Below are 14,343 nucleotides of genomic sequence, written 5' to 3'. Positions count from 1 at the left end.
GTCAGTACGTTCGTGTCGTTCCGATAACTGACTTGCAGGCGCCCGCTTCAATGAAACTGAAATCATCGTTCTTTCCTTGGTTGGTCTTGGTCTTTTTCCTTACCAACCTGGTCCACGAATCGTTTCATTGGCTGGCGGGCGCTGCGCTCGGTTTCGAGATGCGATTCGGCCTCAATGCCGTCAGCTACCTGTCTCCAACCGAGCCGTGGCAGCGCGCCCTGGCGGACATCGCGGGACCTCTGGTCACGATCGCGCAGGGAATCATCGCCTATGTGCTGTTCATGCGAACCGGGTCGCAGAAGATATTCGCTTTCCTGTATGCGGCCTTCTTCATGCGCCTGGTGGCGGGACTCGTCAGCGTCATGCATCCCAACGACGAAGCGCGGGTGAGCATGTTCCTGGGCTTGGGAAAATGGACCCTGCCGATCCTGGTAGCGGCCGGTTTGCTGGCGCTGGTCATCAAGGCCAGCCGCCGCCTGAAGCTGGGCTGGAAGGACCACCTCGCGTGCTACGCCCTCGCATCCCTGACCGTTTCGGCCATCGTGGCACTTGACCGCGTTCTGCGGTAGGCTGGCCACTGTGAATAATGCGACAGCCCGGCCGAATAAGGCTTCGGCTCGGGCGCCTTAACTGCTAGTATTTCCCCTGTGCATTAATCACTACTGGGGAAGCAATGGAACGTCTCGACCGGCTGGAAGCGGTCCAGTCGATGCTGCTCGAAATCGGCGAGCTCTCGACCACCTGCAGCGACATCGTCGACTTCATCGGCGCGGTGCACCGCGCCCTCGGCCGCATCATGTATGCGGCCAACTTCTATGTGGCCCTGTGCGACCGCGAGGACGGGACGATCTGGTTCCCGTATTTCGTCGACGAAGCCGACGACGAGGTGCCGATCCTGAACCAGCGGGTGCCGCTCGCTTCGCCGGAAAAATCGCCGACGGCCTGGGTGGTGGTGAACAAGCGCCGCCTGATGATCACCGCCGAAGAGTTCGTGCGCGCCGGCGCCCAGTGGGGCCACGGCAGCGCGGCGGAGCACTGGATGGGCGCGCCGCTGCTCGACCGCCACCAGCAGGCGCTGGGCGCGATCGTCATCCAGAGCTATACGAAGGGCGTCACCTACAGCGAGGAAGACCAGGCGCTGTTCTCGCAGATCGCCAACCACGTCTCGAACGCTCTGCAGGGCCTGCAGAGCGTCGACCGCCTCGAGCGCGCCGTGCAGGAACGCACCGCCGCGCTGGCGCACGAGGTGGCCGAACGCAGCCGCGCCGAGCAGGTGCAACATGCGCTGTACCAGATTGCCGACCTGTCCGCCCAGGCCCTCGATGCCGAGCGGCTCAGCGCCAGCCTGCACGCCATCATCGGCGAGCTGATGGTGGCGAAGAACTTCCTGATCGGCCTCTATCACCCGGACACCCAGGAAATCAGCATTCCCTATTTCGTCGACGAGAAGGATGCCGAGGCGCCGGTCAAACGCTTCCCCTTCGGGAAGGCGATGTGTTCTTATGTGTTGTCCAGCAAGCAGGCCCAGCTCCACGATGCGACGAGCTTCCGCCACCTGGTCGCCAATGGCCTGGTCAAGGAACCGCTGGGGAATTTCGACATCGCCAGCTGGATGGGCGCGCCGATGCTGGTGCACGAGCAGCCCTACGGCGTCCTGATCGTGCAGAGCTACGATCCCTCGACCCTGTACACCAAGGCCGACCTCGACCTGCTCGCCTTCATGGCCAGCCACGTCGCGGTGGCGATCGCGCGCATGCAGGCCGACCGCAAGATCCGCAAGACCAAGGAAGCGCTGGAAGCCCAGAACGCGGCCCTGGAAGAAGCGCTGCACAAGCTGCAGCTGGCGCAGTCCGAGCTGGTGCGCCAGGAGAAGCTCGCCTCCCTGGGCGGCCTGGTGGCGGGCGTCGCGCACGAGATCAACACGCCGCTGGGCATCTGCGTGACCGCGACCAGCCACCTGGTGCAGGAACTGAAGCTCACGCGCGAAGAACTGGCGGCGGGCGAGATGACCGAGGACAGCCTGAACTCCTTCCTCGACATCGTCGACCAGTCGCTGCGCATCATGACCACCAACACCCAGCGCGCGGCCAGCCTGGTGCGCAGCTTCAAGCAGGTGGCGGTCGACCAGTCATCCGACGACATCCGCAACTTCAATCTGTGCACCTACCTGAACGAAGTGCTGCTGTCGCTGCAGCCCAAGCTCAAGGGCCGTCCGGTGAAGGTGAGCGTGGACTGCCCGAAGGACCTGGTGCTGGTCAGCTTCCCGGGCGCGGTGTCGCAGATCGTCACCAATATGGTGGTGAACTCGCTGGTGCACGGCTTCGAGCGCGACCAGGCGGGCAAGATCGACATCAGGGTGAAGGAAGAGGGCGGGGAAGTCGTCTTCGACTACGCGGACGACGGCGCGGGCATGGACCGGGAAGCGCTGGCGAAGCTGTTCGATCCCTTCTTCACGACCAAGCGCGGCAGCGGCGGGAGCGGGCTGGGGGCGCACATCCTGTACAACCTGGTGACGGGGGCGCTGGGTGGGACGGTGCGGGTGGAGAGCGAGCCGGGAAAAGGCCTGCGCTATCACCTGACCTTTCCGCGTTCGCGCAAAAAGTAGGGTGGGCGGAGGAACGCCCACCCTACGAACGGCACAGAGTGAGCGGTATCTCAGTCAGGCCACTGCTCGTTGATCGCCAGCGCCTTGTCCATGTTCCTGATGAGCAGATCCACGTAGTGCGGGTCCAGGTGGTGCCCCGCCACCTCGCGCAGGTGTTCGGTGACCTTCGCCGCCGGCCAGGCGTCCTTGTAGCAGCGCTTGTGGCTCAGGGCGTCGAAGACGTCGGCCACCGCGACGATGCGTGCATACGGGTGGATCGCCTCGCCCTTCAAACCTTGCGGATAGCCGCTGCCGTCGTACTTCTCGTGGTGCTGGTGGGCGATCACGGCGGCGGCTTTCAGGATCGGGCGCTGGGAGCCGTCGAGGATCTGCAGGCCCACGGTCGGGTGCTGCTTCATGATCTCCCACTCTTCCTCGGTCAGCTTGCCGGGTTTGAGCAGCACCGCGTCCGGCGTGGCGATCTTGCCGACGTCGTGCATGGGCGCGGCGTGCATCAGGGTCGCCACTTCTTCTTCCGGCATGCCGTCCGCCTGGGCCAGCATGTAGCACACCTGCGACATGCGGCGCACGTGGTTGCCGGCTTCGTGGGAACGCGATTCGACCACGTCGCCCAGGCGCAGGATCAGCTCCGCCTGCGTGTCCGTGATCTCCTGGTTCAGCAGGATGTTATCAAAAGCGATCGCCACGCCCGAGCAGAACACCTCGAGCAGCTGGGCGTCGATTTCCGCGATCTCGTCCACGCCCTTGAGCACCAGCAGCGAGGCCTTGCCGCTGCTGTTCGGGAAGTAGCCGACGTAGGTGTCGCCATGCAGGCGCGAGATGCGGTTGTGGCGCGCGTCGTCGAGCTGGGCCACGAGCTCCGGCCCGATCTCGCCGGCCAGGTCGCCGATCTGGGCCAGCACCTCGTACTGGCTCTCGCCGGTGATCACGCTGGCGCCCTTCAGGCGCAGCAGCATGCTCTGGTCCAGGCGCAGCAGCGCCACCACCTGCTGCAGCAGGCCGTTGGCGAAGTCCTTGAGGTTACGCTGCTGGAAGATGTGGGTGGAAGCGGCGATCACGCGCTCCAGGCCTTCGCGGTAGGTCTGCTGGGCGCGGCGCGCGTCCTCGACCTTCATGATGTCGCGGTAGGCGCGCAGGGCTGCGAAGGTGGTGGTAAACAGCTTGGTGCGATCGAGCTCGGTCTTTTCCTTGTAATCGTTGATGTCGTAGTCGACGATCACCCGCTCTTCCGGCGCCTGGCCCGGCTGGCCGGTGCGCAGCACGATGCGGGTAAACTGGTTATCCAGGTCCTGGCGCATCCAGCGCGCCACTTCCAGGCCGCTGTCCTCGTTCTCCATCACCACGTCGAGGAACACCAGCGCGATGTCTTTTTCCCGCGCCAGCACCTCTTTCGCCTCGGCGCCGCTGTAGGCATGCACGAAGGTCAGCGCGCGGCCGTCGAGGCGGAAGCGCGACAGGGTCAGCTTGGTGATGTCATGGATGTCCGGCTCGTCGTCGACGAGCAGCACTTTCCATGGCGCGAGCTTGGGCGCGGCGGATGACAGGAAGGACATACGGGTTCCGTTAACCTAGGTTGATGACAATCAGGCGGCAGGCGTACAGAGGAAAAAGTAGCCGCAAGTCAAGACGATTGTAGTACGGCTATTGAGCCTTAACAACAAGCAACATAAAAAGTGTTGGTTAACGATGTCACATTGCCGCAGGCTATGAATGTCGAATAAAGACAATCCGGCAAGAACGCCTCAGGCATAGCGTTTCTGGCAGCGTTCGCAGTAGAAGCTGCGCTTTAGAGCGAAGGTCCTTCGGGCATTGCCGCTCTCCTTTGCCCCATTGTGGGCCGGGCTCGAACAACGTCCCGTGCGGGGCCCAACATTGGCCGGGCGACCCCATTAAAAGTCATAGTAGACAGTTGCCGCAAAGAGCGTATATTTCAGAAGAATTTAATTTTGAACAAGAAAGGGAGAGACATGAAATCCATGGTGGGTAAAGCGGCCGTTGCGGCCGTATTCGCACTGGCGGCCAACGCCGCGTCGGCCGAGGTGACGGTGAATTTTGTGAATCCCGAAAAATTTGCCGACCTTCCTCTCGGCGACTGGGAGCGCAAGAAAGTCCTGGAAGACCTGGCTGCCTACTTCAAGAAACTTGGCGCAGACATGCCGGCGGGCCAGGACCTTGCCATCGAGGTCTACAACGTCGACCTGGCAGGCCAGGAAGTGCGCGGCAACCGCGCCGGCGGTGACATGCGCGTCCGCGAGGGCAAGAACGACTGGCCGCTGATCGAGCTGCAATACAGCGTGGTCTCGAATGGCCAGGTGATCGACAACGGCACCGCCCAGATCAGCGATGTCGCCTACATGCAGCGCATGATGAAGCGCGCCTACGAAATGGACGAACTGCGCTTCGAGAAGCGCATGATCCAGGAGTGGTTCAAGAAGACCATCCTGAAGAAATCCTGATCACGCCCGGTTGAGGCAGGCAGGATGGAACGGCGCCGCGAGGCGCCGTTCGCGTTTGCGCGGCTAACATCTCGATACAAAACTTCGACAAAAGGGGACTGGAAAGCCGGCGCCGAGGGCGTATATTCGAAATACGGAACCATATGGAACACTGAAAGGGAAAGCGATGAACTCCTTGATCGGCAAAGCGGCCTTTGCGGCCGTGCTCGCGCTGGGTGCCGCCGGCGCCGCCTCGGCGGGCGTGACCGTCAATTACGTGCAGTCCGACAAGTTTTCGGACCTGCCCTTTACCCCCTGGGAGCGTGAAGAGGTCTTGCGCACCCTGTCCGACCACTTCGCCAAGCTCGGCAAGGAATTGCCTCCCGGACAGGAGCTGAGCGTCGAGATCACCGATATCGACCTGGCCGGCCGCGAATACCCGAACCGCCGTGCCGGGGGCGACCTGCGCGTGCTGCAGGGCACCGCGGACTGGCCGCGCATCGAACTGAATTACACCCTGAGCGCCAATGGCCAGGTGATCGACAGCGGCAAGGCGCGCCTGGCGGACATGAGCTACATGAGCCGTCCGGTGCGCGGTTTCGACACCGACAGCCTGCGCTACGAGAAGCGCATGGTCGACGAATGGTTCAACAAGACCATCCTGCAGAAGAAGCCCGGCTGATCCGGGCCGCGGAATGAAAAGGCGCCTCCGGGGAGGCTAATGTCGTTCAGTTAAGCGAAGTGGAAGCTGTTGTAGGGTGGACGGGGTAATTGCGGGCAATGCCCGGAATTACGAACGTCCGCGCATTCAACTCCCGGTTGAATGGATGCGACGCATGCTGTTCATGCACTGTTTGAACGCGCGGACGGCGAAGCCGTCCACCCTACGCTACGCTAACTGAACGGCATTACTTCCGGGGAGGCGCCTTTTTTGTCACTGCGCTTTCTTCTCGATCCGGGTCCTGGCCGTGGCGAGCGGATCCTTCACCGTGTAGTCCGAAGGCACGGTGAACAGCGCGGCGGCCGGTTCCTCGCGCTTCAGGTCTTCCAGGCGCAGGATGGTGTCGCCCGCACGCGGGTCGCTGCGTTTCTGGTAGACCACCACCTGCAGCTCGGGCGAGATCCAGGTCTCGGTGCTGACCACGATCGGCAGCCGGTTGCCGATCTCGCCGGCCGGGATCTCGTAGCTGCGCTGGCTGCCGCTGGCTTTCACGCCGTTGAACTCGCGGGTGCCGAGGTCCTTCGTCTCGGCCTTCGACGCCCATTTGCGCCGGTCGAGCGCGCTCTCGAGGGCCGGTCCGAGCTGGGCGGCCAGCATGGGGCCGGCGCCGAGCTGGGCGATGCGGATGTTCACGTCCTTGTGTTCGCCATCGGCGCCGCCCTTGCGTTCGACCTGCTTGATGATCACGCGTTCGCCGCCCTCGGGCAGCTTGCCCTCCTTGCGCAGTTCCTCGATCCGGATGCGCGCCTGCTCGGCGGCGATCCGTGCCTCGCCGCGGGCGGCGCGGGCCGCGGCCGCGGCCACGCGCGCTTCGCCGGCCGCCGCGCGGGCCTGTTCGCGGGCCGCGATGGCGGACGCGTTCGGCGCCGAGATTTTGGTCGCGCTCTTGTCGCGCGGGCGCAGCACGTAGCGCGCGCCTTCGACCGGGTCGTTGATCATCACGCTGCGCACTTCGCCGTCGGCGCCACGCACCTCGGTGCGGGTGCGGCCGGCGCTGTCGCGATAGCTCATCGAGCTGCTCTTGTTGACGATCTGGTTGCCGTCGCCGAGGGTCTGGATGCGTTCCGACACCATCTCGGCGCTATAGGGCGCGTTCTTGACCAGCTTGCCCGCGCCGAGGTGCAGGACGGTCGCGTTGCCGTCGAGGCCGAGGGCGTGTTCGAGCTGCAGCCCGATGCCGTCGGTGCTGCGGGTCACGATGCGCTGCACCTGTTCTTCAATCTCGAACTCTTCGGCGAGGGCCGGCGCGAAGGCGCAGGCCAGCAGTGCTGCAATCAGGATCTTCTTGGTCGTCATGGCTTCCTCTTGTGGGTGATCGGGTTGTCGATGGAGTCAATTCGTCGCGCTGAGCCGCACGGCCAGCGGCTGTCCGTCGGCCGCGACCAGCATCTCGGCGCGCACGGTGTCGGCCGCGTTGTCGGGGCTGACCGGCACGCCCAGCGGGGCCAGGACCGTGCGCGGCACCTCGGCCTCGACCAGGCGCGCATCCGGTTCGGCCTCGATCCGTTCGAGCGAGTCGAGGGCGACGAAGGCGGCGCCGCCGTCGATGCCGACCAGGGGCGGCCCGCCTACGCTGATGCTCTGGTGCGGCGACAGGGCCAGCAGCACGGCCATCGCCGTCAGCGAGCACAGCGCGCCGGCCGCGCCCCACTGGGGCAGGGTCAGGAAGCCGTACCAGGGGCGCTTCGGGCGGAACTGGTGCTGGAAGGCCTGCATCAGCTCCTTCTCGACGCAGCGGGGCGTGTCCAGCGTGGCCAGCTCCTCGCGCAGTTCCTTGAAGCGGGGCGCCAGCAGCGCCTCGGTGTCCTTGGTGTCCATTCGATCTACTCCTTCAATTCGTGAGGCATGGCGGCCGCGCCGCGGGGGCATGCGCCTGCAGGCGTTTGGCCAGGGCGGCGCGGCCGCGCGACAGGCGCGAGCGCACGGTGCCGATGTCGACCTGGCAGACCGTCGCGATCTCCAGGTAGGACAGCTCATGCAGTTCATACAGGATGACCACGTCGCGGTAGTGCGGAGCCAGCTGCGCCAGGGCGCGCCGCACCTCCTCGGCCGCCTCGATGTCCAGCAGGCGCATCAGCGGTCCGGCGTCCTCGCAGGGCAATTCCACCTCGCCGTCCTCGTCGCCGGGTTCCGGCAGGGCCACGTGGCGCCCGCGGCCTTCCTCGGCCTTCAGGATGAGGTTGCGCGCCACGCCGAACAGGAAGTGCTGCAGCTGCCCGCGCAGGGCGTCGAACTGGAAGCGCCTGGTGAGCAGGCCCATGAAGGCTTCCTGCACCACGTCGGCCGCCGTGTCGGCCGAGCCGCAGCGCATCAGGGCATAGCGGTAGAGCGGGCCCTGGTGGCGCCGGTAGAGCGCCGTGAAGGCGTCGGCATGCCCGGCGTGTACCTGGCGCAGCAGTTCGGCATCAAGCGTGTCGTGAGTGGTCATGGTCGTCATCTTTACCTGTATTCCGGTCATCGATGCGAAAAGTTCCAGGAATTTTCGAAGCACACCATGGATGGGGGAAGTGCTTGCGCATGGGTGTTGGCGCGGACCGAAGCTTTCTATAATTTCTCTGCGTATAACAATCAAGCCGACCCGACCATGACCATCCTTCGCGCGACCATCGCCATCCTCCCCCTTTTCCTGTGCGCCGGCGCCCACGCGGGAACGCCGGACGACCATTTCGTCCTGAGTCCGGCCCTGATCCAGAAGGTCAAGGCCGCCAATGCGGCGCTGGAAAAGGCCAATCTGCCCGGGCAGACCGAGGAGGAGGAGGCGGATGACGACAAGTACCGCAAGAACGGCGAACTGCCGGTCGAGCGCTTCATTCTGTCCGTCGAAAAACGTCCGGTCGCAAAGAGCATCGTGACCAAGCATGGCCTGTCGCCGAAGGAATTCGGCCTGGCCAGCTACGCCCTCATCGATGCCTCGCTGTACCTGACCCATGAAGCCATGGCGGGCAAGGCCGAGGCGGCCAGGATGCAGGCCAGGCTGACCCGCGAGCGGCAGGCCAATATCGCGCTGGTGCGCAAGCTCGGCCCCGCCGCGGCCTTCAAGTGAGCGCTTGAGCGTGACATATCTTCAATGGCTGCTGCTGGCGCTGTGCGGCTTGTTCGCGCAGCAGCTTCGAACTTGAGCAGTTCCAGACCGAGTCAGGCAGGCACGGCAGGTATCTTGCTTCTAGTCATCAGGAAACCGGCGACGAAACCCATGCCTGCCGCTCCCCATGTCAATGCAGCAGCGACTTCGAACAGATTGATCAGCTCTGGATGTGTGAACGCCAAAGGAAGCAGAATAAGCGCGCGAAGAAGGCAGATGCTCGCTATCCCGGCAAGCATCGTCCGGAGCAAGGGCAGGCGCCGAAGTAATCCGAGCGCCGAACAGGCATACATGGCACAGATGCCCATCAATAATGCGATGCCGGTAGTGGAGACCGGCGCCAACCATGTACCCGCCTGTGCCGAGGCCACTACCTGTGGCGGAGCGCCGAAGAAGGCATACCAGGATGGCCCTCCTGCAAGAGCTGCGACGTGGATCGCCGCGCCGACTATGGAAACCGCGGCGGCAAGGTAGGTCAGACGGACTTTGAGGTTCTTCATCGCTGACAAGTTAGCAAAACGATGCGAGCAGAAATGCGCGAAAAGTCACGACGGAGCAGGTTTGCGGCCGACGATCCGTCAGTTTGCTCTCTTGATCGTTTGCTGCTGGCCGGTCTCCGCCCTCGAGCTCAGCTTAGCGGGTCGCCACGGTCGAAAAATCTCGGACTGTCACGAAGGACCGGATCCAGCCCGAAGCGGACACTCTACAAGCTGTGCAGCGTCAAAGTATCCCGGAAATTGTGGAGATCAATCCAGGCGAAACTCGTCGTTCTTTATCGCTGTAAGGGCACGTCTGGCCCTGGAAAATACAACGCAATCTCGAATGGTAATCCAGAGACAAAACGCAAGCACGAGTAAGCCCGCCACACTAACGCTGAGTGACTGTTTGCTCCAGGCGAGCAAGGCGGCGGCCGCTGGAAATGACAACAGAAAGAAAAACACCTGAGGTCCGCGACTCCAGCAGGTAATCTCACCAGTACGATGGTCGAGCCACCCCAACAGGGTCTGCCAGTTATCGCTTTCTTCAAGGAGCACGGATACCGTCATTCCACTCTCAACTTCGGGCTTGCCTGGAAGTGCGACGCCAAATTGATTTGTTTCGCCGCTTTGAAAGCTGAAAAAGGTGCATGGCTGCCTGCCTCGCGACAGCCCTGTAGTGATATCGAAGACACGGTCGATCGTGATAGTAATGCGCTGCATGTCGATTGCTTGATTTCAGCCACGTCGAATAGCCAGCATACTTTGTTTCCAAGGAAAAACACATCTTCGAACGGAAACATCGGCTCCTGGCCGATAGCGGCTATTCAAGGCAGCATAACAGGTTGCTGAGGCAACAAACTCTCCGACTGACACGGCCGGCCGCTACCGACCCAGAGCAGACCTTCAACCCACGACAGGCAGTCATCGGTTCAACGCAGTACTACATTGGGCGCATAGTCCTTCAGCGTTCACTTCGAGAGACGAAAAGTAGCGCCTCAAATTCTGCCCTTTAAAAAGAGGATCATCATTTGGCGGCATCTCAGGCTTGTAACCGCTGAATTGGCAGCACACGCACATATTCATCCAGCGCCTCAAATCCGGGTACATTGCTAGATAACCGGCTCCGTCAGCATACCTCGCACTCATTCATCACCTCGAACCGAAATTTCTTGCAGGCTGATGTCCGCTCTTGTCCGAACATGGCCGTGAGCTCAGCACAGCAGGTCACAGGACCAAAAAATCACAGACTGTCACGGAGGACCGGATCCGACCCAAAGCAGACGAGACGATCTCAAACTGAATTACTCGCTCTCTGGAGAGAAACTCCAGTGCGGAGCTTCGATTCGGATTACGTCCCCAGACTGAAGCTCAATTTCAAACACCCCTTCGTGCGGCTGCGCCAGAGTATTAATTGAAGAGGACCGCCCCCAGCTTTCACGTCGTGGAAACTCAAGGTGCGTGAAACCTTCAAAGACGAGCAGATGATCTGGCAGGCCGACGGGACGAAGCCGTAAGTCACATCGTTCTGCCTCCCAACTTACGTAGACGAATGCCAGCAAAGCATCATGAAGTGGCAAGGATGTGAAAGTCATCTACTCTTCCTACAAAGTTTGGCCGAGGTTAAAAGGTCCGCTTCTGGCCGAACTCGGCCGTTCAGCTCCGCATAGCAGGTGGCCAGGGCCGAAAAGTCGCGGACTGTCACGGAAGACCGGATCCGACCCATACCGGACGTACCTTGCTGAGAGAATAGGGCCTTATTTTGGGCGGATTAGAAACTGATCAGTACTCGTCAACTGTTCCAAGAGGTACGCACACGCCTCGCCTTCAGTTGAGAACGATGCCAGCAACGAAGGCGTCCCTCGTTCGATGTACATCACTTGAAACACTCCGTTGCCTTTTTCAAGCAAAAACGAGTCGTCGGAAAATCCGTGCCCATATGGACCGAATCGATAGTAGCGCGACGAGACACCATGATTGTTTAAGGCCTGCGCAAGCTCCGCTTTGTCCATGATTCCTTGTTCGTGCGTTTAGTCCGCTCCTGGCCGAAGGCGGCCGTCGAGGTCAGCATAGCATGTAGCCAGGGGGCGAAAATCGCAGACTGTCACGAACGGCCGGAACCGACCCAAAGCAGACGATGGCAATGAGGACCGCTCCAGATTCCTCTGTCGTCTTGGGAAAACGTTTTGCCTATCTGGTACGCTCCAGCGCTTTGCTTTGCGGCGACATGCTTAGAACAAGAAGCCAAGCTACGAAAGAAAGCCCGCGCTGTAGCCCTACGAAGCACAGAAAGTACAGTACCCATTGCGAAAAATTGTAGGGGTGCTCGATCCCAGCACTGCTTACAAAGTGTAGCGTCAAGATTGCCGCTAGCGCAGCAATCGGGAGGGCGAACCACCATTTTCGTTCAAGCTTGGACGTCATATTTACGTATCGGGTTTGTGTTGGTCTCGTCTGCGCGAGTCACGGGGGCAGGTCTGCTGTTGGCCGAAGCCGGCCATTGGCCCAGCATAACAGGTCGCCACGTCCGAAAAACGCTGACTGTCACGAAGGAGCGCGTCCCGGGCCGAAGAATCGCAGGCCGTTAAGAAAGACCGGAACGGACGCAAGGCAGCCATTCATCTTTCCGACAAAAGCGCCGGATCGAACCAGACGTCCTCGTACTCATCTGCGATCTGAAATCGGTACCCCGGCGGTAGTGACAGGTAAGGGGTGACCGACGGCAGGTATTCAGCGATGTGCTCGACATGAAGCGGTTGATAAAAGCCAGAATCGACCGACATTTGCTCGCCAGCCCAGATGAACCATCCGCACGTTCCCTCGAGGCGAATCCTCAATCCGTTTATCGGGAGCGCTCCCATCGTCGAAAGTGCGACCCCGAGCTTCTCGCCTGCACCTGGCGGCGCGGGCGCCTCGCCGAATCTGGCGCACACTTCCTCTTGCGTTTCGATGAGCCCCCCTTTGAGACCGGCGCACTGAACCGGAACGGTGAATGGCCGCTTCAGGTCCGACATTACAGGTCCGACCGGCTCAGTGTGCGCAGCCGATGTTCTGACGACGAAAACAGGCTTCGTCAGGCGCTCTTCAGTCGATCCAGTTCACCCGGTCGAACTTGTTCCGGAAATCTTCCGGCATCGCCACGACCTGGCTCGACTTGTAGTTGAAGAAGACGAAGCCGGACTTCGCCATCGCGATCAGCTTGCGGTCGCGCGGGCGGGTGATGCGGAAGATGATGTCGCCGCCGTACTTGTTGAAGTCCATGACGCCGACCTCGAACAGCAGCTGGTCGCGCGCATGCGCCTCGGCGCGGTAGGTGGTCGCCAGGTCGGTCACGATGATGCCGGTGCCGTCGCGTTCGGTCTCGGCGACGCCGAACTCGAACAGAAAGCGCGCCCGCGCCTCGGAGATCATCGAGATCATCGAGTCGTTGCCGAGGTGGTTCCCGGCGTTGATGTCGGTCACCCGCACCGACATCGGGGTCGAATAGTAGAACTGGTCTTCGGGGAAGGAGAGCTGTAAGCGTGCCATTGCTACATTCTAATGCCTACTGCGCCGCGCGGACGATTTTATGGACGGCGCCGCGCGAGCTCAGAAGGTAGAGCTCGCCCTGGCCGTCCTGGCCGAAGGAGACCACATTGCCGATGGCGGCGATGTTCCACTCGCGCTGCTCGGTGATGCTGCCGCCGCTGGCAAGGAAGCTCTTCAGGAAGCCGCGGCAGTAATCCGAATAGAAGTACCTGCCGGCCAGGCCGGGAATCGCGCTGCCGCGGTAGACGAAGCCGCCCGTGATCGAGCAGCCGTTGGCGTCGTTGGTCCCGTGGTCGTATTCGAAGGCGGGTAGCGTGAGGCCGCTGCGGTCGCAGGTGGCTGCGTTGTAGCACAGCGTGCCTTCCATCGTGTTCCAGCCATAGTTCAGGCCGGCCGCATCGGCGGCGACGATATTGACCTCTTCGCGCCGGTCCTGGCCGACGTCGCTGAGGTAGAGCTGGCTGCCGTCGAAGCTGAAGCGCCAGGGGTTGCGCAGCCCCGCCGCCCAGATCTCGGCGCGCCGCCCCGGCTGGTTCGCATAGGGATTGCCGGCCGGGATGGTATAGGGCTGGCCGGCCGCGGCATTGCGCACGTCGACGCGCAGCAGCTTGCCCAGCAGCGCATTCAGGTTCTGCCCATTGCCCGTCGGGTCGCCGGCGCCGCCGCCGTCCCCCGTTCCCAGATAAAGATAGCCGTCCGGCCCGAAGGCGACCTGGCCGCCGAAGTGGTTGGTGAAATTCGGGTGGGCGACGCGCAGGATGACCAGGCCTGAGGTGGCATCGGCCAGGTTGGGATTGCTGCCGGCCGTGAAGCGCTCGATGACGATGTTCTGCTGCGGGTCGGTGTAGTAGAGGTAGAAGTAGCGGTTGCCGGCGAATTGCGGGTCGAAGGCCATCGACAGCAGGCCGCCTTCGCCGCCCGTGAACACGCGCGCACTGATGTCGAGGAAGGGGATGGGCAGCAGGCTGCCGTTCTCCACGATGCGCACGCGCCCGGGGCGCTCGAGCACGAACAGGCGCGTGTCGCCGGCGGGGGCGGTGAGCCAGGTCGGGTTGTCCAGGTTGGACACGACTTCGCTCAGGGTGATGTTCACGGCCGTGCCGCCGTAGGTGATGGCGGCGGTGGCGGTGCCGCCGGCGCTGACGACGGCGCTCTGGGTGGCGGGCGAGGGGGTATAAGTGGTGCCGCCGACGGTGACGGGCGCGGCGGCGACGCTATAGCTGCCGATGGCCAGGTTCGACAGGGTCTGCGTGCCGGTGAGGTCTTGCTGGTAATTGTTGGGGCCGGTGACGCGCACCGAGGCGTTGGCGCCGGCCGGCAGGCCGGAGGTGGTGACGGCCAGATTGCCGGTGGTGGCGCCCGGCGGCGTGGGAGAGGGGCCGGGCGTTCCGGGGCTGCCGCCTCCGCCGCCGCAGGCGGGCAGCAGCAATGCCAATACCAGCATCGGCAAGACCAGCAGGATCGTTCGCACACGTTCGGACAGCATCTCGGCCTCC

15 protein-coding genes are annotated in these 14,343 nt (G+C 62.6%); 5 read left to right on the top strand and 10 right to left on the bottom strand.

Annotation, left to right across the window (positions count from 1 at the left end; all coding sequences use genetic code 11):
- Positions 1-50 precede the first annotated feature (50 nt).
- Together ACQ7JA_RS22725 and ACQ7JA_RS22720 are read left to right on the top strand one after the other, a co-directional pair.
- The gene (locus ACQ7JA_RS22725) at positions 51-569 is read left to right on the top strand and encodes a hypothetical protein (protein WP_430901981.1); all 519 of its coding nucleotides are present in this window, start codon (positions 51-53) and stop codon (positions 567-569) included.
- Positions 570-673: 104 nt separating this feature from the next.
- Positions 674-2,605 (top strand): GAF domain-containing sensor histidine kinase, encoded by a 1,932-nt coding sequence (locus ACQ7JA_RS22720; protein WP_430901980.1) that lies wholly within the window; start codon positions 674-676, stop codon positions 2,603-2,605.
- A gap of 50 nt (positions 2,606-2,655) precedes the next feature.
- Here the strand turns inward: ACQ7JA_RS22720 and ACQ7JA_RS22715 are convergent, their stop codons facing one another.
- Positions 2,656-4,158, bottom strand: a complete 1,503-nt coding sequence (locus ACQ7JA_RS22715) for an HD domain-containing phosphohydrolase (protein ID WP_430901979.1) — start codon at positions 4,156-4,158, stop codon at positions 2,656-2,658.
- A gap of 414 nt (positions 4,159-4,572) precedes the next feature.
- On the opposite strand from ACQ7JA_RS22715, the gene ACQ7JA_RS22710 reads away from it, so the two are divergent.
- Complete coding sequence (locus tag ACQ7JA_RS22710; protein ID WP_430901978.1) at positions 4,573-5,061, top strand: DUF3016 domain-containing protein; 489 nt, start codon at positions 4,573-4,575, stop codon at positions 5,059-5,061.
- A 166-nt stretch (positions 5,062-5,227) separates the two neighbouring features.
- Positions 5,228-5,722, top strand: a complete 495-nt coding sequence (locus tag ACQ7JA_RS22705) for a DUF3016 domain-containing protein (RefSeq protein WP_430901977.1) — start codon at positions 5,228-5,230, stop codon at positions 5,720-5,722.
- 252 nt (positions 5,723-5,974) lie between these two features.
- On the opposite strand, the gene ACQ7JA_RS22700 is transcribed toward ACQ7JA_RS22705, so the two are convergent.
- The 3 genes from ACQ7JA_RS22700 to ACQ7JA_RS22690 are packed head-to-tail and all read right to left on the bottom strand — an operon-like array spanning position 5,975 to position 8,189.
- Positions 5,975-7,057: a hypothetical protein gene (locus ACQ7JA_RS22700; protein WP_430901976.1), complete on the bottom strand. Its 1,083-nt coding sequence runs from the start codon at positions 7,055-7,057 to the stop codon at positions 5,975-5,977.
- A 36-nt stretch (positions 7,058-7,093) separates the two neighbouring features.
- Positions 7,094-7,579, bottom strand: a complete 486-nt coding sequence (locus ACQ7JA_RS22695) for a hypothetical protein (protein ID WP_430901975.1) — start codon at positions 7,577-7,579, stop codon at positions 7,094-7,096.
- A gap of 13 nt (positions 7,580-7,592) precedes the next feature.
- The gene (locus ACQ7JA_RS22690) at positions 7,593-8,189 is read right to left on the bottom strand and encodes an RNA polymerase sigma factor (protein ID WP_430901974.1); all 597 of its coding nucleotides are present in this window, start codon (positions 8,187-8,189) and stop codon (positions 7,593-7,595) included.
- A gap of 156 nt (positions 8,190-8,345) precedes the next feature.
- Here ACQ7JA_RS22690 and ACQ7JA_RS22685 point away from each other — a divergent pair, with 156 nt between their 5' ends.
- On the top strand, positions 8,346-8,804 hold the full coding sequence (locus tag ACQ7JA_RS22685) for a hypothetical protein (RefSeq protein WP_430901973.1): 459 nt from the start codon (positions 8,346-8,348) through the stop codon (positions 8,802-8,804).
- A gap of 92 nt (positions 8,805-8,896) precedes the next feature.
- Here ACQ7JA_RS22685 and ACQ7JA_RS22680 read toward each other — a convergent pair whose 3' ends face one another.
- The 6 genes from ACQ7JA_RS22680 to ACQ7JA_RS22655 all read right to left on the bottom strand — a co-directional run bounded on the left by ACQ7JA_RS22680 (position 8,897) and on the right by ACQ7JA_RS22655 (position 14,333).
- Complete coding sequence (locus ACQ7JA_RS22680) at positions 8,897-9,343, bottom strand: hypothetical protein (protein ID WP_430901972.1); 447 nt, start codon at positions 9,341-9,343, stop codon at positions 8,897-8,899.
- A gap of 246 nt (positions 9,344-9,589) precedes the next feature.
- The gene (locus tag ACQ7JA_RS22675) at positions 9,590-10,042 is read right to left on the bottom strand and encodes a hypothetical protein (RefSeq protein ID WP_430901971.1); all 453 of its coding nucleotides are present in this window, start codon (positions 10,040-10,042) and stop codon (positions 9,590-9,592) included.
- Positions 10,043-10,623: 581 nt separating this feature from the next.
- The gene (locus tag ACQ7JA_RS22670; RefSeq protein ID WP_430901970.1) at positions 10,624-10,914 is read right to left on the bottom strand and encodes a hypothetical protein; all 291 of its coding nucleotides are present in this window, start codon (positions 10,912-10,914) and stop codon (positions 10,624-10,626) included.
- Between the two features lie 1,023 nt (positions 10,915-11,937).
- The gene (locus ACQ7JA_RS22665) at positions 11,938-12,333 is read right to left on the bottom strand and encodes an immunity protein Imm33 domain-containing protein (protein WP_430901969.1); all 396 of its coding nucleotides are present in this window, start codon (positions 12,331-12,333) and stop codon (positions 11,938-11,940) included.
- Between the two features lie 70 nt (positions 12,334-12,403).
- On the bottom strand, positions 12,404-12,847 hold the full coding sequence (locus ACQ7JA_RS22660; RefSeq protein ID WP_430901968.1) for a thioesterase family protein: 444 nt from the start codon (positions 12,845-12,847) through the stop codon (positions 12,404-12,406).
- 16 nt (positions 12,848-12,863) lie between these two features.
- A complete protein-coding gene (locus ACQ7JA_RS22655; RefSeq protein WP_430901967.1) occupies positions 12,864-14,333 on the bottom strand; it encodes a PQQ-dependent sugar dehydrogenase in 1,470 nt (489 codons plus the stop codon).
- Between the last annotated feature and the right edge of the window lie 10 nt (positions 14,334-14,343).

Source organism: Massilia sp. BKSP1R2A-1 (assembly GCF_050586525.1).
Classification (GTDB): domain Bacteria; phylum Pseudomonadota; class Gammaproteobacteria; order Burkholderiales; family Burkholderiaceae_D; genus Telluria.
This window is presented reverse-complemented; position numbering and strand designations above follow the sequence as displayed.

Coding starts and splice junctions, on each gene's coding strand:
- ACQ7JA_RS22725 (WP_430901981.1), top strand. CDS start 51: ATGAAACTGAAATCATCGTTCTTTCCTTGGTTGGTCTTGGTCTTTTTC.
- ACQ7JA_RS22720 (WP_430901980.1), top strand. CDS start 674: ATGGAACGTCTCGACCGGCTGGAAGCGGTCCAGTCGATGCTGCTCGAA.
- ACQ7JA_RS22715 (WP_430901979.1), bottom strand. CDS start 4,158: ATGTCCTTCCTGTCATCCGCCGCGCCCAAGCTCGCGCCATGGAAAGTG.
- ACQ7JA_RS22710 (WP_430901978.1), top strand. CDS start 4,573: ATGAAATCCATGGTGGGTAAAGCGGCCGTTGCGGCCGTATTCGCACTG.
- ACQ7JA_RS22705 (WP_430901977.1), top strand. CDS start 5,228: ATGAACTCCTTGATCGGCAAAGCGGCCTTTGCGGCCGTGCTCGCGCTG.
- ACQ7JA_RS22700 (WP_430901976.1), bottom strand. CDS start 7,057: ATGACGACCAAGAAGATCCTGATTGCAGCACTGCTGGCCTGCGCCTTC.
- ACQ7JA_RS22695 (WP_430901975.1), bottom strand. CDS start 7,579: ATGGACACCAAGGACACCGAGGCGCTGCTGGCGCCCCGCTTCAAGGAA.
- ACQ7JA_RS22690 (WP_430901974.1), bottom strand. CDS start 8,189: ATGACCACTCACGACACGCTTGATGCCGAACTGCTGCGCCAGGTACAC.
- ACQ7JA_RS22685 (WP_430901973.1), top strand. CDS start 8,346: ATGACCATCCTTCGCGCGACCATCGCCATCCTCCCCCTTTTCCTGTGC.
- ACQ7JA_RS22680 (WP_430901972.1), bottom strand. CDS start 9,343: ATGAAGAACCTCAAAGTCCGTCTGACCTACCTTGCCGCCGCGGTTTCC.
- ACQ7JA_RS22675 (WP_430901971.1), bottom strand. CDS start 10,042: ATGCAGCGCATTACTATCACGATCGACCGTGTCTTCGATATCACTACA.
- ACQ7JA_RS22670 (WP_430901970.1), bottom strand. CDS start 10,914: ATGACTTTCACATCCTTGCCACTTCATGATGCTTTGCTGGCATTCGTC.
- ACQ7JA_RS22665 (WP_430901969.1), bottom strand. CDS start 12,333: ATGTCGGACCTGAAGCGGCCATTCACCGTTCCGGTTCAGTGCGCCGGT.
- ACQ7JA_RS22660 (WP_430901968.1), bottom strand. CDS start 12,847: ATGGCACGCTTACAGCTCTCCTTCCCCGAAGACCAGTTCTACTATTCG.
- ACQ7JA_RS22655 (WP_430901967.1), bottom strand. CDS start 14,333: ATGCTGTCCGAACGTGTGCGAACGATCCTGCTGGTCTTGCCGATGCTG.